This window comes from Ensifer sp. Root31, from assembly GCF_001424825.1.
Lineage (GTDB): Bacteria > Pseudomonadota > Alphaproteobacteria > Rhizobiales > Rhizobiaceae > Ensifer > Ensifer canadensis.
Map to the genome: position 1 here is coordinate 15,597 of NZ_LMCO01000012.1, position 17,177 is coordinate 32,773.

Here is a 17,177-nt window from a genome sequence, read left to right on the forward strand (position 1 = left end):
ATGGCTGGAATAAGCATTCAAGGCGTGCACAAGAGCTACGGCGCGCTCAACGTATTGAAAGAATTCTCGCTCGAGATCACGGACGGCGAATTCGTTGTGTTGGTCGGCCCGTCCGGCTGCGGCAAGTCGACTATGCTCAAGATTCTCGCGGGGCTCGAGGCTGCAAGCGGAGGCAAGATCCTGATCGGCGACAGGGATGTCACCGATCTCGCACCGGGCGACCGCGATATCGCCATGGTCTTCCAGAACTACGCGCTCTATCCGCATCTGACCGTCGGACAGAACATCGGCTTCGGCCTCAAGATGCGCGGCATGGCAAAGACCGAGATCGACAAGCGCGTGCAGGCGGCAGCCCGAATTCTGGCGGTCGACCATCTGCTTGATCGCCGGCCGAAAGCCCTGTCGGGCGGCCAGCGGCAGCGTGTGGCGCTCGGGCGCGCCATTGTGCGCGAACCCCGCGCCTTTCTGATGGATGAACCGCTGTCGAACCTCGATGCCAAGCTGCGTGTTCACACCCGCGCCGAAATCAGCGCGCTCCACAAGCGCATTGGGGTCACCACCGTCTACGTCACTCATGACCAGATCGAAGCGATGACGATGGCGGATCGGGTGGTCATCATGCGCGACGGCCTCGTCCAGCAGATCGCCGATCCGGATACGCTGTTTCAGAAGCCGATAAATCTCTTCGTTGCCAGTTTCATCGGCTCCCCGGGCATGAATTTCCTTCGAACTCGCATCACGGGCGGACACATCGAGCTGTTCGGCCAGACCTTCGCCGCTCGGCCGGGGGTCGCTGACGGGGAGGTGATTGTCGGCATTCGTCCCGAGCACCTCTCGCTGGGGCAGGGCGGCGTCACCTTCCAGGTGAAGCCGGTGCTCGTCGAAAGCCTGGGATCCGAAAAATACGTCTACTTCGAACCAGGCCAGTACGCCTTCCACCAGGGCCGTGAGGACGAGCGCGGCAAGGGGTTGATCGCCCGCGTTCCCTATTCCGGCACGATCCGGGAGGGCGAAGAGCTCTCGCTGTCTTTCGACCCCTCTCACATCCACCTCTTTGACGCACAAACTGAAAAGGCAATCGACAGATGAAAGTGCTTGTAACTGGCTCGGCGGGCAGAGTCGGATCGTTCGTCATACGGGATTTGCTGGCCGCCGGCCATCGCGTCAGGGGGTTCGATCTGCGACCCGCCGGCATCGAGCAGGACGGCTTTGACGAAGTGGTCGGAGCCTTCGACGACGAAGAAGCGGCGCGCCGCGCTTGCTCGGACATGGACGCCGTATTGCACCTCGGTGCCTTCATGTCGTGGTTGCCGGATGACCGGGAGAAGCTGTTCCGCGCCAACGTGGAGGGCACGCGGGTTGTGCTGGAAGCAGCAGTGGCTGAAAAGGTCGGCCGGTTCGTTTTCGCGAGTTCCGGCGAGGTTTATCCGGAAAACAAGCCGGAGTTCCAGCCGATAACCGAGGCGAATGGCACAAACCCGTTGTCGCCCTACGGGCTGACCAAGCTGCTCGGCGAGGAACTGGTGCGGTTTCAGGGTCGTGTCTCGTCCATGGAAACCGTGATCCTGCGTTTCTCGCACACGCAGAACGCCTCCGAACTCCTGGATGCGACGAGTTTCTTTTCAGGCCCGCGCTTCTTCCTGCAGCCGAAGATCCGCCAGCAGGAAGGTTTCGGCAACAGGGCGGCGGTCGAGGTGCTGCGGGCAGCGGACCCCGGCCGCCCCGCATTGATCCTGTCTCGGAACGAAAACGGGCGCCCCTTCCGCATGCACATCACGGACACGCGCGACATGGCCCAGGGCGTTCTACTAGCGTTGACGCATGAAAAGGCGCCGGGCGGCACGTTCAACCTCGGCTCCAGCGATCCCGTTGACTTTGCTGACGTTCTACCGGTAATGGCGCAAAGGACCGGTTTGCCACTCGTCACCGTGGACCTGCCCGGCCCCGGTGTGTGGTATCACACCTCCAACCAGCATATATGCGACACGCTTGGCTTCGCGCCGCAATGGCCGATCATGCGGATGCTAGATGAGGCGGTAGAAGCATGGAAGAAAATGCCAGCGTAGGCCTGGAGGATCGCGGGGCACCGGCGGGCGCTGCAGCGCTCGCCAAGGGCCTCGCCCTGCTCGACCTCATCGCGGAAGCCACGAAGCCGCTTCGGTTTGCCGATCTGCAAAGGCAGAGCGGCGTCCCGAAGCCGACCCTGGCGCGTATGCTCAAAACCCTGATGGTCTATCGCCTGGTTCGCCAGGATGATGAAAGCGGTGCCTATCTGCTGGGCAACCGCTTTCTCGAACTATCCCATCGCGTCTGGGACAAGTTCGACCTGTTGAGCGCCGCTCTGCCTGAGCTCCAACGGCTGTCCATCGATCTGGGAGAAACCGTCGCGCTATGCCGTCTCGATGGTTCGCGCGTCGTCTATCTGGAGGAGCGGTCGAGCGGCGGACTTGGCGTCCTGATCGAAGTCGGGCGCAGGGTTGCGATCCATTGCTCGGCGGCGGGCAAGGCACTCCTGGCGTTCCAGGAGCCGACGTTTGCACGCAGCCTGATGGCGCAGCTGTCCTACGACCGCTTCACCCCGAAAACGATAACCGATGCGCAGTCGCTCGAGGCGGATCTGGTGCTGACGCGGGCACGGGGATATGCCGTCTCTTACGAGGAGCATCTGGTCGGTGTGAATTCCGTTGCTGCGCCGATTGCCGGGCGGGACGGCGTACCCATCGGTGCTCTCGTCGTCCTCGCCCCGGCCTCGCGCCTCGACAGTTCCGGAATTCACCCGGTGGGCCGGGAGCTCATCGCCTCCGCCCGCCGCATCACCGGAACGGCCGGAACTGTCGCGATCAGTTCGGGCCCGCGGCCGCGAGAGCGGACGTCCACATCCAGTTTTGTGCACTGCGTGCTGCCGTGGGGCGCTCAGCTGGGCGAGGCACCCGTCTGGATCGAGCGGGAAAAGCGGCTGTACTGGGTCGATATTCTTCATCCCGCCGTCCACCGCTTCGACCCGGTGACCGGCAAGAACGAGACCTGCAACGTTTCCAAACTTGTCAGCGCCGTGCTGCCTGCTATCGATGGAAGGCTCGTCGTTGCATCCCAGGACGGAGTGGAGTTTCTGGATTTCGACCGCGGCACCTTCACCCTCTTTGCCGAACCCGAGCCCGGCATGCCGGAAAACCGCCTGAACGACGCAAAGACCGACGCGCGCGGGCGGCTTTGGGTCGGCTCCATGCGCCTCGATGTCAGCCGGCCGACCGGGAACCTCTACCGGATTTCCGGCAGCGGAGAGGTTCACCGGGCCGCGGCCGGATTGACAGTCGCAAACGGGCTTGCATGGAGCTCCGACGGCCGGATCTTCTACTTCGTCGATACAGTGCCGGGCATCATCTACGCGTATGAATTCGACATTGGGGAAGGCCTCATCGGCAATCGCCGGGTGTTCGCCCGAATCCCGGAATCCGAAGGCCGGCCCGATGGCCTGACGGTCGACGCTGAGGGCGGCGTCTGGTGCGCGATTTGGGACGGATGGCGCGTGGTGCGCTACCATCCCGACGGCAAGATCGATCGTGTCGTGGACCTGCCAGTGCCGCGTCCGACGAGTGTCGCCTTCGGCGGCGACGATCTAGCAACCCTTTTCATAACGAGCGCCCGCACGCGTCTGCCCGCTTCGACGCTCACCGAAGCACCGCTATCGGGGGGCATTTTCGCATGTACGCCTGGAGTGCGTGGCTTACCCGCAAACCTCTTTGGTGGATGAAAGGACTTTGATGACATACCAGGACATGTTCTCGATGAAGGGGCGGACGGCACTCGTCACCGGTTCCAGCCGCGGCATCGGTGCGGCAATCGCAAAAGGGTTTGCCGCCTATGGCGCCCGCGTCGTTGTCCATGGACAAACGGAAGGTGCAGCAGCCGACGTCGAGCGTTCCATTCGGGAGGCCGGGGGACAAGCCGTCTCCGTTTACTGTGATCTGTCTAGCAAACGGGCTGGACGCATGCTCATCGAGCGCGCCGAGGCTGCGGCTGGTCCCCTCGACATTTTGGTGATCAACGCGTCCGCACAGATCAATGGCACCTTTGAGGATGTCAAACCCGAGGACCTTGATCTGCAGATCGATGTAAATTTGCGGTCGACCGTCGACATGCTGCAAGCGGTGCTTCCGTCAATGGCGGAACGCGGCTGGGGTCGCGTCATCAACGTCGGTAGCATCAATCAGATACGGCCAAAGGCGATCGTCTCGATCTACGCCGCCACGAAGGCGGCTCAACACAATCTCGTCCAGAGCCTGGCGCGAGACTACGCCGGCAGGGGTGTGCTTCTCAACACACTGGCCCCGGGCTTGATCGATACCGACAGGAATGCGGACAGACGTGACTCGGATCCTGAAGCGTGGGCGGACTACGTCCGCAAGCTGAACTGGATGGGTCGGGCAGGACGACCTGACGAAATGGTTGGTGCGGCGCTATTTCTGGCGTCTGAGGCGAGCAGTTTTGTAACCGGCGAGACACTCATTCTTTCCGGTGGATATTGAGTTAAAGCGCCCTACGGCTAGGGTGACGTCGAGGCCCTAGACCGCCAGTTTGAGGCCGAGCGACCAAAGCAGACGATAGGGGCAGACTCCTTATCCAGCCGCCATCGAGAATGACTAGCCCAGCCAGTTCCATGCGCCATGTTCTGACCAGCCGTTGCATCATTCTGAGGTTCTTTTGCTTGAAGCGAGCTGGATCAATCTCTGCCAGGCGTTGCTGGCCTCTGCAGGAGTCCACTGCGGCGCTTTTCTATAGCTGTCGCCACGGATCGTGATGACATGGCTGTGACGAGCATTGGCACCCATTTCATAGCGCCGGACACGAGCTGGAAGAGCAGATGGGTTGTATTGAGTTTCAACGGAAGATAGCCAAGCTCGTCGATGATGAGCAGCTTGGGAATTGAGATTGCCAGCCGAGCCGACATTCGCCGACTGACGGCGCTTGTGAAAAAAAAGCGAGGGGCAAAGGCCCCTCGCTGCCAGGATAGAGTTCTGCCGGTCTGTTTACCAGCAGACTGTCCCGCTTAACGCGCGGTTGACACGACGCCGCCGCTTTCAGTGCCGCCGCCGCTTTCAGTGCCGCCGCCGCTTTCGCTGCCGCCGCCGCTTTCRCTGCCGCCGCCGCTTTCGCTGCCGCCGCCGCTTTCGCTGCCGCCGCCGCTTTCGCTGCCGCCGCCGCTTTCASTGCCGCCGCCGCTTTCACTGCCACCGCCGCTTTCACTGCCGCCGCCACCTTCACTGCCGCCGCTGCCGCCGTCTCCACCGCCGCTGCTGCCGTTGTCTCCACCGCCGCCGCTACCGCTGTCTCCACCACCGCCGCTGCCGCTATCAGCGCCCGTTCCGCTCGCACCGTCGCTTTTGCCGCCAATTTCGCCGGCTCCGCCGATTTTGCCGCCGTCAGCGAATGCTGGCGCCGTGTAACCCGCCGCAACGATGGCGCAGATAGCAACTGTTTGAAGATACTTTTTCATGCTGGTCTCCCAATGTTGATTCAAGTATTTGCCCAGCCGCCGAGCAATAACTCACTCCTCAACAACGAGGCTAGGCATGTCCTTCCGTGACCTCCACTAAGCATAGGTTGCGTGCACCGCATCCAGAGCCGGAGTTTTGCTGAGGCCGTAACAGAACAAATATCCCGGGACGAAGATAACCCCCTCCGGTGCCACGTTTTTTTCGGGGTCGTCGGAGCCGTCAATTAATCGCTTCGGAAAGCCAATGTTTTTTTCACATTTACTAATAAAATTGCGGGTGACATGACCAAAGCTGCACATTTGAAGCCGATTTCGAACCATAGCGTGTGCAAATAACCCCACCGACGGCGCTGATCCCTGCGAAGCTACAGCATCACCTGAGTGCGTTTCTCGCTTGGCGAAATCATGCGCGGCATTCCCCTGAAACAGGAATCGGATCCAAAAACTGTCGCGCACCTCACCGAATGGTTGTGCGGGCTGCGCCACGACTATGGCGACCGGATGCGTTGAGGGAGGGCACGGCATCGACACGCCATTGGAGCGACAAGGAACTGCAGGCAGCCGGGTGCTCCCGATCGGGTCAATTATCTTCCGGTAATTCATTGGATGCTCCCGTACGGGGCATGGCCAAAACCGGGCCAACGGAAAAGTACCGCCATGGGCCGGGGATTCCGGGCAGGTCGAGCTCCCCGCGTGGATCAAAGGAGAGGTTTGTACCGATGGCGAGATCGCGCACGGTGCGGGAGGCGATGATATCGCCCGGTCTCGCGCAGCCCGCAAGTCCCGCTGCAAGCTGCAGGACCGGGCCGGCATGGCCGTGGTGTCTTCCGCACTCGCCGATGTGGATGGCTGCTTGCACATTCAGGCCGATTTGATTCAGGCGGCTCCGAAGATCGAATGCACAGGCGATCGCCTGGCTGGGTTGCCGGAACACGGCGACAAGCCCGAAATCGTGGAGGTCGATCGCCTCACCGTCGGCAGCATGGGCTGCTGGCCCGGGACACGGCAATGGTCTTCTGTAAGGCTCGGCTGGTGGAGAAGGGTATTCCACCTGAGCAGACATCGTAGTAAGTTGGACTTGGCAATGCGATTATGGCCTCTATTACGGGGGCCGTTTTTTTGACGGGTGCAGCCGCCCCACAGTTAAGCGCGTCGTGCTCGCGAAGCGAGCTGCTATCTGTGAGAAAAGTTTATTCCAGGCGGCCGACAGATGGAGGGAACGACCGCCTGGTCGTCTAGGGGCGCGTAGAGGAACTCTCGACTAGTGCCCACGATTAGATTTTCCCACTGCTCCGAGCTCGGCGACCTTTCGATCGAGGTCGATTTTGTATGGTCCGAATTTCTCAAACAGTTCACGTGCGACAAGGGGCATAAGCCGGTGCGCGCGGATGAACTCTTCCAGGTCGTACCGCTGATTCCAGCCGTGAACCACCTTGCTATACTGTTGTCTGGTGTCTTCGTGTTGCATGGCCGTTTTCTCGACGTTGGCTGTTTCGCAGCGTGACCGGGCTGGCTTAATCAGCAAAAATCGCCTCTCGTGAAAAAAGTTCCAGAGATTCGTGATGTCACTGTGCGTCCTCGGCTATCGGCTTCAATGCATGGTGGCCGCACGCGGCGATTCATTCCAAATCGAGCGACTGCTTCAGTTCGTCGATCTTCTTGGATGCTTCCGCCTTGGTCAGATCCTCAGCATAGGCCTCGGGCTGATGCGCCTGCTCCGACAGGGTCTTCAGATAGGACCGCTGCGCACCGGTCATCGGCTCGTCGCCGCTGACCCAATCGTCGGGGTCTTTCTGTGTGTTGGAAGAAGGATCGGTTTTCGGATTGACAGTCATAACACCCTCCTGAATTCGTTCTCTAAACGTTCCAGGGCGCGTGCGGGTTCCAACCATCTGTCGATCGTCGCCTGTATCGTCGGCCCTTCATTAGAAGTGAGCGCCGCACCCGGTAGAGAGCCCGTTCAGAGTATACCGGCGACCATTAGATGATCCGCACGCGGCGACCAGGTCCTGGGCTCCTCTCTCAGCCAAACGGTTCACGATCTGCAAGCGTGAACGATTTAGGCTGCCCGCCGTCCGGTATGGCAGTCGGAGATCGAAAGCCGGATCTCGACGGAAGTTGTCGTCCGCTCGCCACATCGATTTGCGGAATCGATCGCAGCGTTTCCGCCTGGCGAGAGAAAGCGCATCGCCGGGGCCCTCGTAAGCATGCGCCCTGCATCGTCTCAATGATGATCCAGCGGCCGCCAGAGACGGGTATCATCGATACGCAGGTTTGCTGGTCAGGTCGGGCAGGTGAAGGCAGGGCGCTTTTCAATTGGAGCGGCTTGCCGGGCCTAGGCTTCCCGGATCCCGGCGTTGGCCGTCGCGATGCTGATCCTCCGAGACGAGGCTTTTTAGCTGCGCTGCCGGCGCCTGGTACGCTCATTCTCGCTGGCGCTCGAAGCCGACTACCTTCATCGGCACGCGCGGCGACTAAGACATTTTCCGCGGGCGAGCAGCCGCTGCTGCTCGATGCCGCTCGCCCTGATTTAACCCGGCGGATTGTCCCGATTGAACAGAGCAGCGCGGGATCATGTCAGCCTTCGAAAGTGGGATGGATCGGACAACCGCAGGTGCCGCTGCCTTTCGGGCTTCATCGCGCTTTCTCAAGCTTTCAATTTTTTGCTCGGCCGCCAGCCCGTCTGTGTCCGATACTAGGCCTATCGCTGTGCCGTTTATATCGTGGCGGACGGAGCCTAGCTGCGCGATCGCTAGATGGTATCTCTTTGAGTGGAGAAAGGTTCCGGTCGCGCGGCGCAGGGTCGAGACGCTAAGGCCAGGCCGCAGAAGGGGTCTGATTTCAGGCCAGAGTCCGAGCCCGAAGGGTCGGATTGGATCGCCGGGCTTCATGGGAAGAATGGCAATCGGCTGTGTGAGTAGCGCATTGATTGCCTGCGCTTTCAACACATCCGTGTCCCGTGCAGCAACTGGGCCAAGTTTGTCTCTCGACGATTTGCTCATGGAAGGTTTCTCATGCGTTATTTCAAATACCGTTGGCCTGTAGCAACTCATGCCTGATCAAAGGCGCCTCTGAATCCCGGATCGTGCATTTTCGTCTCAGTTAGGCTGAGGGAATACCGCGTATGGCGACGTTCGCCGGTTCGCACAAGTGCGCCTTTTTCCACCAAGTCGTGAAGATCACGAGTGGCGGTCGCTCGCGAGGTTTGTGTGATCGCGATGTAGTTCTCGGCGCTCAGCCCGCCTCTAAATCCCGAAGGGCCTTCACGGAACATGCGGGCGACCGCCTTTTCCTGCCGCTCGTTGAACTGCCCGCGAAACCTATCATAGAATTGCGCCTTGTCGAGGTAAAAGTCGATCCGACGCAATGTCGTCTGTTGCGCTTCCAGGATGGTCTGCGCGAAGTAGATCAGCCATTCGGTGATATCCAACGTGCGCTGGTTTTTCTCCAACTGGCTGTAGTATTCCTTTCGGGCAAGCTCAATCGTGAAGGCGAGTGCAATGAGACTTGGTTGTCCAATATTCTGTGCAAGTGATTTTTCGGAAATCGCTCGACCGAGCCTACCGTTGCCATCTTCGAAAGGATGGATGCTCTCGAAATAAATATGGCCGATACCAGCACGTGTCAAAGCGGGGAGGGGGGCTTCACCGTGAGTTGCGGATTTGTTGAACCAATCCACGTAGGCGGCCATCTCGTCCGGTATTCGTACTGACGGTGGCGCTTCAAAGTGGATGATAGGTTTATCGTGGCGACCAGATACGATCTGCATGGCATCTTCGTGTATTCGGTATGTACCAATCGTTCCCATATGACGGTTTCCCGTCATCAACATTCCATGCCACCGAAAGAGCGTTTCATGGTCCAGAGGCCGCGACCAAGTGCCATAGACGTCGGCCATCATTTCTGCGATCCCGCGTTCCTGCGGCTTGATCGGCCGGCTGTCTGCTTCTAGACCGAACTGTCGGCGCAAAGAGGATTGGACGCTCAAACGATCGAGCATTTCTCCCTCGATTTGCGATGTCTTCACCGCCTCTTCGCTGATCAACTCTATGCGTAGTTGATCGCGTTCATTGTCGCTGACGTGGCGGATTGCGCCGATGACCTCACCAGATGACAAAAGGAATTGCCGTTCAAGCGGCTCAAGCCGGGAAGCGTCAAAACTGAATTCGGGCCAGCCTTGCTGTGTCCAGTTCCATTTCATGAGCTATAGACTTCCTTTTCTATACCTCATTTTTGCCGGAAATCATGAGCGATAGCAACCGCGCCTATAACCCAATCCGGCCAAGTGGGCCTATCGGAGCCCCAAGGCCGATTCCATCTCTCTGCCTTGGGTGGCAGGGAGGAGGGGCGTTAAAGGGACGGTCCTCAAATCAGCGCGATCGCCCATTTTGAGAGGCGGTTGATATCGGACCGAACGGAGGATGGCATTGCCGAGGCGGGCCCGCGCTGTATGAGCGGGTCGAGGGTCTGGGCAGTAACGTTTCTGGCGAGACCTGTGATCTCCACGAGTTGCGCAAGCGTGGTCGGCGATCCGGTGGCATGCAGCTTTTCGACCACAATCACGGTCATGGGGCAACCTGTTTGAGGCGATCGTGGTGAGCAGGGCAGGTTCAAGCTCCATCGAACGCTCCCTTGAATTCTGGGTCAGCATAATAGGCGAGCTTTGCGGCGACGACCGGTCGCTGGCCTGCAAGAAACAGCAACTGAGCATGGCCGGGAAGGTTTCGTACCTCGTCTGGCGTGAGCAGTGGGCGGCCGTGTGCTGCTGGCTGTAGGAGATCCCCGACTTCTCGGAATCAAGCGCGCGGGCCATAGTCTGGAAGACGACAGTTTCCTGTCCGAGCAGATCAGAGACGAGGCGCGCGCTGTCGTGGTCGTTGACGCCGAACACCTGCAGCACGCCGGCATTCGAGAGGAAGGTTCCGGCGCGCTGTCCGTAGGTCGCACGAAGCTGGTGGAGATCCTGCAGGATCGGCCAGAGCTGGACACCGTAACCCGCCATCATCAGCCCTCAGCCACTGACGAGGTGCAGCGAAGCGGACAAGGTGTGGAGAGGCCGGCGGAAAAAGTTGAGCCGCTTGTGCCGGCGCTGACAAAACATTCTCGCACCATCGAGGACGTCGCTCGTTAGAAGGCGAAACCCGACCTCGAGCGGGCCATGGCAACGGTGCGTTCCGTAGGCTGCAATGTCTATGTCGATCCGGAGGGTGTCGCCTTTAAGGTCAAGGTCGCCTTAGTGGACAAGGGTATAGACGGTGAGGCTTTGGCGAGGTCGGTCGCTGAACGCCCGAAACGTTCGCGGAGCTGCGCGGCAAGGCTGGCTGTTCGGCGACAACAAGGAGCGCAAGGTCGCCCGCCATTACGCCAGGGCGCTCAGCCATCACGGCGCATCGGCCGGCCGTAGGTGGTGCCGGCGACTTGAAGCAGAGCGTCAGTCGGAGAGTTGGACGCGCGAGAAGCAGGATGTGATCGTGGTTCCCGGGGCGCGTCGCCGTTGCGCGCGCGCTGACAGGGGAAACTTGTTTTGACCTTAGATCGGCTGTCCCCGGTGTTCCTGTCGAACACCAACCGCGAGGGTGCGGCTCGATTAGCGTTATGATCCGCTCGATAGACATCGGCCGAAGCAGACTCCTCCTTATCCGGCCGGTCGAGAACATCGGTCCGTTCGGCTGCCACTCAAGATCGCATAATCAATCGTGAGGGTACTAGCTTCGATTGTTGACGGTCCATTGCTGGATCATCCACTTGCGGCGGTGCTGGCGGAAAGGCTCAATCGGCGCAAGCGCGCCGTCACCGGCAGATGGGTGCTCTAATATCTCTGGCAACCTGCAATTTGTGTCATTGACCAAACCGATTGGTCGGCTGCCCACAAACACCTGCCCGCATCCCGAACACAGCTCCCTCGTACGGATTGTCGGCAAGGTGCGCGTCGGTCATCGTGAAGCGTGCTGAGGTAACGAACAGCGTTTCAAGTCCAGGCCCGCCAAAAGCACAGCTGGTTGGCCACGAACAGGGCAGATCGACAATGCGATCTATTATACCGCTCGGCGTGAAACGAACCACGCAACCGCCACCGGCGACGCGACAATTCCAGATGAAACCTTCCGCATCGACGCAAGATCCGTCTGGAAGACCACGACTGAAGCCAGAAAGGATCCTCCGCCGGTCATGAAGAGACCAGGATTTGTTATCCAAGGCGTAACTGTAGATCGTGTTGTCTTCGGTGTCGGCCGTAATGAGCCGATCGTCTTCAGTCCATATCAGTGTGTTGGTGATGCCAAAGTGGTCATCCGAAACCGAGCATAGCTCTCCGCCCGCATAACGATACAGCCTTCCCGTCTTTGCCGTTATCGCCTGCGGCGTGCCATCGAGACCGATATTGTCCTGCATGGTGCCAACCCAGAATGCGCCATCTGGCCCGACAACGCCTTCGTTCAGGCGATTTCGCGGAAGCTCCGATTCAACCTCTGCTATGGCGCGGAGTTGGCCGCCGAAGTCCCATAGCGCAATTGACTTCCTCAATCCGACAATGGCGCCTCCGTCCTTACGAAGGCCAATTGAAGTCACGAGATCATGGAAGTTCCACTTTTCGTGCTTGCCCGAGTTCGGGCGTAAGCGATGGATCGATTTCCCGACGATGTCGACCCAGCATAGCGCATGTTCTCGTTCGTCCCATACGGCACTTTCTCCGACGACGTTTTTCGCGGCGAGAACAACGTCAACCTCAACTCCCATGGAATTCCCCTTTTGGTCTTCGAATTCAATCTTGACATACAGCTTATGCGTAAACTATGAATCGGATCAAGTAAACCTGTCCGACAGGTTTTGGCATTTCGGGAGGCGATGTATGAATCTGCGGCCAGTTGAAGATGAGCAACATATAGCCGGCAGCCTGGTCGGCACCGCGATCGGCGCGATCACCCAGCACATCCGGACAAATGAACTCGGCCCCGGCGATCGGCTGCCGAGTGAGGCAACCTTATCGAAGGAACTCAGCGTATCTCGATCGGTGGTCCGCGAGGCGTTCAGGTCGCTCGCCACGATGCGCTTGATTGATCTCAGTGCGGGTAAGCGCGCCACCGTGGCGCAGCTCGATCACGGAGCAATGTCCTTGATGATCGAGCACGGCGTACACACTGCCCAGATCAACATCAATCAGGTCTACGACGTGCGCCGAACCATAGAGACCCGTACAGCGACGCTCGCCGCACTGAGGCGGACGGACGCGGAAGCGCGCACCATTCTCGGACTTGCGAAGGCAATGGAGGACAATTTTGTAGACGCGGAGAAAGTAATGGAGAGCGACCTCGCGTTTCATCTCGAGATCGCCCGCGCTTCAAAGAATCCGATCTTCTCGATGATTGTCGGCGCCTTCCAGGGCGTGTCGCGGCAGACTTGGCCGATCGGTTGGCGTAGCCGCGCCTCGGACGCAGAGCGGCACGCAATGAACGCAATCCATATCGAGTTGGCGCAAGCGATTGCTGCGGGCGATCCGCAAGCAGCCAGTCAGCTCATGGCCCGGCATTTCGACGAGAGCGTCAAGGCGCTTCTTGCCGCCGGCATCGCATAGGAAGCAGCCTTATGAAAATAACGAAACTGGAAACGGTCCGCGTCGCGGAGCGCCCGAACCTTCTCTGGCTCCTGGTCCATACGGATGAGGGGCTGACCGGGCTCGGGGAGACGTTCTTCGGCGCCGAGACCGTCGAAACCTATATTCATGAATATGTCGCGCCTCGGGTCATCGGCCGCGACCCCTTGCAGATCGACCTCCTCGCCGCCGATCTCGTGGGGTACCTCGGGTTTCGCTCCTCCGGAGCTGAAGTGCGAGGCAACTCGGCCTTTGACATCGCGCTGTGGGACATCTTCGGCAAGGCAACGAACCAGCCGATCGCCCAGTTGCTCGGCGGTTTCAGTCGCAAGGAAATCCGGACCTACAACACATGCGCGGGCACTGAGTACATCAAGAAGGCGACCGGCCAGACGACAGCGAACTATGATCTGTCCTCGTCGTCCGCGCGCAATTACGACGACCTCAATGGCTTCCTGAACAGCGCCGACGAACTTGCCCATTCCCTGCTTGAAGAGGGCATCACGGCGATGAAGATCTGGCCGTTCGATATCTCTGCGGAAAAGACGCGCGGCCAATATATCTCACTGCCCGATCTTAAGTCGGCGCTTAAGCCCTTCGAGAAGATCCGTTCGGCGGTCGGCGACCGGATGGATATCATGGTCGAGTTCCATTCGATGTGGCAGCTGTTGCCAGCAATGCAGATCGCCAAAGCACTCGCGCCATACCAAACATTCTGGCACGAGGATCCCATCAAAATGGACAGCCTCTCGAGCCTCAAGCGCTACGCGGCCGTCTCGCCGGCACCGATCTCAGCCTCGGAAACGTTGGGCTCGCGCTGGGCCTTTCGCGACCTTCTGGAAACCGACGCTGCCGGCGTGGTCATGCTCGACATCAGCTGGTGCGGCGGATTGTCGGAAGCACGCAAGATCGCCGCTATGGCGGAGGCATGGCACTTGCCCGTCGCGCCGCATGACTGCACTGGCCCGGTCGTCCTTTGCGCATCGACGCATCTGTCGCTAAACGCGCCCAATGCGCTGGTGCAGGAGAGCGTCCGCGCCTTCTACAAGACCTGGTACCGCGACCTCGTTACGGCGTTGCCCGAAGTCAAGAACGGCATGATCACGGTACCGCCAGGCGCCGGACTGGGCATGGAACTCAATCCGGACCTCGATAAGGCATTCACCGTATTTCGCCGCAGCTCGGATACGAACTGACACGGACCTTCAGCTGCAATCAAAATGAACCAAGGGAGGAGTAAGCATGAGAAGGTTTTTGACTGGGTGCGCTTTGAGCATAGCGCTTTTGGGCTCCACAGCGCTCGGGGCATCCGCGGAGCCGCTAAACATCGTCTTCACGCACCATTCGTCGGCGTCGAATACGTTTTGGCAGGCGGTGAAGAAGGGCTTTGACGACGCCTGCGAGAAGATCGCAGCCAACTGCCAGATGGTCTTTACGCAGAACGAAGGCTCCGTCGAGCAGCAGCTTTCAAACATGGAAGCGGCCCTAGCGCGCAAGCCTGATGCCCTTCTAACTTCGATCGTCGACGACAAGGCGTTCGACGACGTCATCGCCCGCGCCACGAAGGACAACGTCGTCGTGATCGGGGTCAACGTGGATGACAGTCAGGGCGCACAAGGAAACATGCGCGCTGCTTTTGTCGGCCAGGGATTCCGACCAGCCGGCCACTCGCTCGGTCAGGCCATGGCGCAGAATTTCCCGAAGGAGGGGCCGATTAAGGTACTGGTCGGAGTTTCGGCTCCAGGCCAGAACTGGTCTGAGGCACGCGGGCAGGGCGTCATGGATTTCCTGGAGGAATACAAGGCCGCCAATCCCAACCGAGAGGTTTCTTGGGAGCGAATCGATAGCGGCACTGATCTTGCGATTACGGCCGATCGTGTTGGCGCCTATCTTAATGCCCACCCCGACACCACGGCCTATTTCGACACTGGCTTTTGGCATGCTGCGGTCGCACGGGTGCTGAAGGATCGCGGCGTCGAGCCGGGCAAGGTGCTGCTAGGCGGCTTCGACCTCGTGCCGGAAGTCGTCCAGCAGATGCAGACCGGCTACGTCCAGGTTCAGGTCGATCAGCAGCCGTACATGCAGGGCTTCATGCCAGTCATGCAAGTCTATCTCGCCAAGACTTTCGGACTTGCCCCGTCCGACATTGACACGGGGCAGGGCATTGTTCGCCCGGCCGATGCCGAGACGATCATGGAGTTCTCCGCCAAGGGGCTTCGCTAACGCACGTCCCCGGGGGGCCGGAGCGAAGAGACAAACTAGCCTGTTCAGGGCGTTAGAGTGTGCTTTGCGCGTTAAGTTGAACGCGCAGAGCGCCAAATTTGGCCGAGAGGGTACGGCGAGCACATCGCCGCCCTCTCGCACTGGAGCCGCATGCAATGAAACGTTTTTTGAAAATCTACATGGATAAGCCCGAACTGGCCGCGCTTATCCTTCTCCTGCTTCTCATGGGTATCTTCCAGAGCCAGTCTGAAGGCGTGTTCTTGAGTCTTGACAATTTGCGCGGCGTTTTGGGGATCCTGCCCGAGATGGCATTGGTCGCGATTGGTGTGACGGTTCTCATGATCTGCGGTGAATTCGACCTTTCAGTGGGAGCCGTATTCGCCCTGATGCCGATGTCGATGGCGGTGCTGATGGTTACAGGGATTTCGTTCCCACTGGCACTGATCGCCGGCCTTCTTGTGTGCGTCGCTATCGGTCTTTTGAACGGCTTTCTGACCATTCGCTTCGCAATACCAAGTTTCATCACCACGCTTGGCATGATGTTTGTCGCCAGATCCCTGACTGTCGTGATCTCCGGCGGATTTCCGCCGCTTCTACCGGCCGATCTCCCCACGTGGCTCTTCACTAGCTTCGTCGGGCCGGGCGAACTGGTGAGAATGTCATTCATCTGGTTTCTGGCCATCGCTGGTCTTGTGTCGTTGCTCCTTAGCCGTACAAACTTAGGCAACTGGATCCGAGCAACCGGCGGATTCCTGCCTGCGGCAGCGGCACTCGGCATCCCGACAGCGCGCGTCAAGATCGCCTGTTTCATTCTCTGCTCGGTACTGAGCGGATTTGCCGGATTGATCCAGGTGCTGCGCCTCGGTTCGCCCCTGCCGTCAATCGGCGAGGGAATGGAGCTTCAGGCCGTGGCGGCGGCGGTCATCGGCGGCACTGCACTGACCGGTGGGGTCGGCGCCGTTTTGGGCGGCATCGTGGGCGTTGCGCTGATCCGCGTGATCGACAATGGTCTCGTTCTCAGCCAGGTCGACGCCAACTGGTTCAAGTTCGCCATCGGCTCGTTGACCATCTTTGCGGTGGTCGCCAACTCTTGGCTGCGCAAGCGCGCAAAGTCCATCAAAGTGGAGGTCTGATCCATGAAGGATACCATCGTTTCCGTCAAAAACCTCCACAAGTGGTATTCGGGCGTGCATGCGCTGAAAGGCGTCTCGGTCGATTTCGCCCGCAACGAAGCAGTGGGCCTCATCGGTGATAACGGTGCCGGCAAATCCACACTGATCAATATCCTCTCCGGTGTGCAGAAGCAGGATGAGGGCGACATCTATATCGAATCCGAGAAAGTCGCGATCTGCAGCCCGCGCGATTCCATGCGTCTCGGCATCGAGACGATCTACCAGTACAACTCCATGGTTCCAACCATGTCGATTGCGCGGAATTTGTTCATCGGTCGAGAGCCGCTGAAATACTCGGTGTTTGGCATCGGCGTTATGGATCTACGAAAAATGCGCGAGGAAAGTGTCCGGGCGATCGCAGATGTCGATCTGCATCTCCGCTCGCCTGATGCGCTGGTTGGTGAGCTTTCCGGGGGGCAGCGGCAGGGTGTCGCCATCGCCCGAGCCATGCACTTTAAATCCAAGGTGATGATCCTCGATGAGCCGACTAACCATCTTTCGGTCAAGGAGACCAACAAGGTCATCGGTTTCGTTCGTTCGCTGAAGGAGCAGAACGTCACGGGGATCTTCATTAGCCACAATATGCATCATGTCTTTGACTGCTGTGACCGTGTGGTCGCGATGGCGCGTGGACAGATCGTGCTCGACAAGCGTGTCGCCGACACGTCGATTGACGAAGTGCAGTCGGTGCTTTGAAGGG

General features: G+C 59.5%; 16 protein-coding genes and 3 pseudogenes. 10 read left to right on the forward strand and 9 right to left on the reverse strand.

Features of this window, described 5'->3' with window-relative positions:
- The 4 genes from ASD00_RS12060 to ASD00_RS12075 are packed head-to-tail and all read left to right on the forward strand — an operon-like array spanning position 1 to position 4,526.
- On the forward strand, positions 1–1,089 hold the full coding sequence (locus ASD00_RS12060; RefSeq protein WP_057206681.1) for an ABC transporter ATP-binding protein: 1,089 nt from the start codon (positions 1–3) through the stop codon (positions 1,087–1,089).
- Positions 1,086–2,066: an NAD(P)-dependent oxidoreductase gene (locus tag ASD00_RS12065; RefSeq protein ID WP_057206683.1), complete on the forward strand. Its 981-nt coding sequence runs from the start codon at positions 1,086–1,088 to the stop codon at positions 2,064–2,066. Before ASD00_RS12060 ends, ASD00_RS12065 begins: the two co-directional genes overlap by 4 nt.
- Positions 2,045–3,751 (forward strand): SMP-30/gluconolactonase/LRE family protein, encoded by a 1,707-nt coding sequence (locus tag ASD00_RS12070; RefSeq protein WP_057206685.1) that lies wholly within the window; start codon positions 2,045–2,047, stop codon positions 3,749–3,751. The genes ASD00_RS12065 and ASD00_RS12070 overlap by 22 nt, the downstream gene beginning before the upstream one ends.
- Positions 3,752–3,761: 10 nt before the next feature.
- Complete coding sequence (locus ASD00_RS12075; RefSeq protein ID WP_082523524.1) at positions 3,762–4,526, forward strand: SDR family oxidoreductase; 765 nt, start codon at positions 3,762–3,764, stop codon at positions 4,524–4,526.
- A 194-nt stretch (positions 4,527–4,720) separates the two neighbouring features.
- On the opposite strand, the pseudogene ASD00_RS38635 reads toward ASD00_RS12075, so the two are convergent.
- Both ASD00_RS38635 and ASD00_RS39930 read right to left on the reverse strand, forming a co-directional pair.
- A pseudogene (locus ASD00_RS38635) lies at positions 4,721–4,939 on the reverse strand (ATP-binding protein); the annotation flags it as partial.
- A gap of 108 nt (positions 4,940–5,047) precedes the next feature.
- Positions 5,048–5,494, reverse strand: a complete 447-nt coding sequence (locus ASD00_RS39930) for a hypothetical protein (RefSeq protein WP_057206689.1) — start codon at positions 5,492–5,494, stop codon at positions 5,048–5,050.
- Positions 5,495–5,884: 390 nt separating this feature from the next.
- Here ASD00_RS39930 and ASD00_RS41620 point away from each other — a divergent pair.
- A pseudogene (locus ASD00_RS41620) lies at positions 5,885–5,998 on the forward strand (type II toxin-antitoxin system VapC family toxin); the annotation flags it as partial.
- A gap of 76 nt (positions 5,999–6,074) precedes the next feature.
- Here the strand turns inward: ASD00_RS41620 and ASD00_RS41625 are convergent.
- The 7 genes and pseudogenes from ASD00_RS41625 to ASD00_RS12120 all read right to left on the reverse strand — a co-directional run bounded on the left by ASD00_RS41625 (position 6,075) and on the right by ASD00_RS12120 (position 12,229).
- On the reverse strand, positions 6,075–6,428 hold the full coding sequence (locus tag ASD00_RS41625; protein WP_156408456.1) for a hypothetical protein: 354 nt from the start codon (positions 6,426–6,428) through the stop codon (positions 6,075–6,077).
- Between the two features lie 685 nt (positions 6,429–7,113).
- On the reverse strand, positions 7,114–7,329 hold the full coding sequence (locus ASD00_RS12095) for a DUF3072 domain-containing protein (RefSeq protein ID WP_057206695.1): 216 nt from the start codon (positions 7,327–7,329) through the stop codon (positions 7,114–7,116).
- Between the two features lie 639 nt (positions 7,330–7,968).
- Entirely contained in the window at positions 7,969–8,547 is a 579-nt protein-coding gene (locus ASD00_RS12100; protein ID WP_337797698.1) for a ProQ/FINO family protein, read from the reverse strand.
- Positions 8,544–9,695: a Fic family protein gene (locus ASD00_RS12105; RefSeq protein WP_057206699.1), complete on the reverse strand. Its 1,152-nt coding sequence runs from the start codon at positions 9,693–9,695 to the stop codon at positions 8,544–8,546. The genes ASD00_RS12100 and ASD00_RS12105 overlap by 4 nt, the downstream gene beginning before the upstream one ends.
- A 164-nt stretch (positions 9,696–9,859) precedes the next feature.
- Positions 9,860–10,063, reverse strand: coding sequence for a hypothetical protein (locus ASD00_RS12110; protein ID WP_057206701.1), 204 nt, complete (start codon positions 10,061–10,063; stop codon positions 9,860–9,862).
- Between the two features lie 41 nt (positions 10,064–10,104).
- Positions 10,105–10,499 (reverse strand): annotated as a pseudogene (locus ASD00_RS38650) (type IV secretory system conjugative DNA transfer family protein); the annotation flags it as partial.
- 833 nt (positions 10,500–11,332) lie between these two features.
- On the reverse strand, positions 11,333–12,229 hold the full coding sequence (locus ASD00_RS12120) for an SMP-30/gluconolactonase/LRE family protein (protein ID WP_057206706.1): 897 nt from the start codon (positions 12,227–12,229) through the stop codon (positions 11,333–11,335).
- 112 nt (positions 12,230–12,341) lie between these two features.
- On the opposite strand from ASD00_RS12120, the gene ASD00_RS12125 reads away from it, so the two are divergent.
- The 5 genes from ASD00_RS12125 to ASD00_RS12145 all read left to right on the forward strand — a co-directional run bounded on the left by ASD00_RS12125 (position 12,342) and on the right by ASD00_RS12145 (position 17,173).
- Positions 12,342–13,064: a FadR/GntR family transcriptional regulator gene (locus ASD00_RS12125; RefSeq protein WP_025430665.1), complete on the forward strand. Its 723-nt coding sequence runs from the start codon at positions 12,342–12,344 to the stop codon at positions 13,062–13,064.
- A gap of 11 nt (positions 13,065–13,075) precedes the next feature.
- Entirely contained in the window at positions 13,076–14,278 is a 1,203-nt protein-coding gene (locus ASD00_RS12130; RefSeq protein ID WP_057206708.1) for a mandelate racemase/muconate lactonizing enzyme family protein, read from the forward strand.
- Positions 14,279–14,324: 46 nt separating this feature from the next.
- Positions 14,325–15,305: a sugar ABC transporter substrate-binding protein gene (locus tag ASD00_RS12135; RefSeq protein ID WP_057206710.1), complete on the forward strand. Its 981-nt coding sequence runs from the start codon at positions 14,325–14,327 to the stop codon at positions 15,303–15,305.
- 155 nt (positions 15,306–15,460) lie between these two features.
- Entirely contained in the window at positions 15,461–16,438 is a 978-nt protein-coding gene (locus tag ASD00_RS12140; protein ID WP_057206712.1) for an ABC transporter permease, read from the forward strand.
- Positions 16,439–16,441: 3 nt separating this feature from the next.
- Positions 16,442–17,173 carry an ATP-binding cassette domain-containing protein gene (locus ASD00_RS12145; RefSeq protein ID WP_057206714.1) on the forward strand — a complete coding sequence of 244 codons (732 nt, stop codon included), beginning with the start codon at positions 16,442–16,444 and terminating at the stop codon, positions 17,171–17,173.
- Positions 17,174–17,177 lie beyond the last annotated feature (4 nt).

Coding starts and splice junctions, on each gene's coding strand:
- ASD00_RS12110 (WP_057206701.1), bottom strand. CDS start 10,063: ATGACCGTGATTGTGGTCGAAAAGCTGCATGCCACCGGATCGCCGACC.
- ASD00_RS12070 (WP_057206685.1), top strand. CDS start 2,045: ATGGAAGAAAATGCCAGCGTAGGCCTGGAGGATCGCGGGGCACCGGCG.
- ASD00_RS12075 (WP_082523524.1), top strand. CDS start 3,762: ATGACATACCAGGACATGTTCTCGATGAAGGGGCGGACGGCACTCGTC.
- ASD00_RS12105 (WP_057206699.1), bottom strand. CDS start 9,695: ATGAAATGGAACTGGACACAGCAAGGCTGGCCCGAATTCAGTTTTGAC.
- ASD00_RS12125 (WP_025430665.1), top strand. CDS start 12,342: ATGAATCTGCGGCCAGTTGAAGATGAGCAACATATAGCCGGCAGCCTG.
- ASD00_RS12145 (WP_057206714.1), top strand. CDS start 16,442: ATGAAGGATACCATCGTTTCCGTCAAAAACCTCCACAAGTGGTATTCG.
- ASD00_RS12120 (WP_057206706.1), bottom strand. CDS start 12,229: ATGGGAGTTGAGGTTGACGTTGTTCTCGCCGCGAAAAACGTCGTCGGA.
- ASD00_RS12065 (WP_057206683.1), top strand. CDS start 1,086: ATGAAAGTGCTTGTAACTGGCTCGGCGGGCAGAGTCGGATCGTTCGTC.
- ASD00_RS12060 (WP_057206681.1), top strand. CDS start 1: ATGGCTGGAATAAGCATTCAAGGCGTGCACAAGAGCTACGGCGCGCTC.
- ASD00_RS12100 (WP_337797698.1), bottom strand. CDS start 8,547: ATGAGTTGCTACAGGCCAACGGTATTTGAAATAACGCATGAGAAACCT.
- ASD00_RS12140 (WP_057206712.1), top strand. CDS start 15,461: ATGAAACGTTTTTTGAAAATCTACATGGATAAGCCCGAACTGGCCGCG.
- ASD00_RS12095 (WP_057206695.1), bottom strand. CDS start 7,329: ATGACTGTCAATCCGAAAACCGATCCTTCTTCCAACACACAGAAAGAC.
- ASD00_RS12130 (WP_057206708.1), top strand. CDS start 13,076: ATGAAAATAACGAAACTGGAAACGGTCCGCGTCGCGGAGCGCCCGAAC.
- ASD00_RS12135 (WP_057206710.1), top strand. CDS start 14,325: ATGAGAAGGTTTTTGACTGGGTGCGCTTTGAGCATAGCGCTTTTGGGC.